Source organism: Gluconobacter sp. Gdi, from assembly GCF_014132155.1.
GTDB lineage: Bacteria > Pseudomonadota > Alphaproteobacteria > Acetobacterales > Acetobacteraceae > Gluconobacter.
Map to the genome: position 1 here is coordinate 1 of NZ_BLJQ01000097.1, position 246 is coordinate 246.

Consider the following 246-nt stretch of genomic DNA (forward strand, 5'->3'; position numbering starts at 1 on the left):
GCCTGCCGGAGCGGCCGGATGATCTGACCGAAGTTGGTGACCAGATGCAGATCCGGATCAGTGGTCAGTTCAGGCTGGAGAACACCATTGCCAGCGCGCTCTGCAATGCGTGCATAAATCGGCTCGACAAAGGCACGGGACGTCTCGAGCGGCAGCGTTTTCGAACCACCGGCCTTCGACCCACCAAAGATCGCAGTTACGGTGTGATTGTCGAACTGGCTACGGTTTCCTGTATCCAGATAGCTC

The 246-nt window shown here is 57.7% G+C and carries 1 pseudogene; it reads right to left on the reverse strand.

Features of this window, described 5'->3' with window-relative positions:
- A pseudogene (locus tag JN414_RS16645) lies at positions 1–246 on the reverse strand (hypothetical protein); the annotation flags it as partial.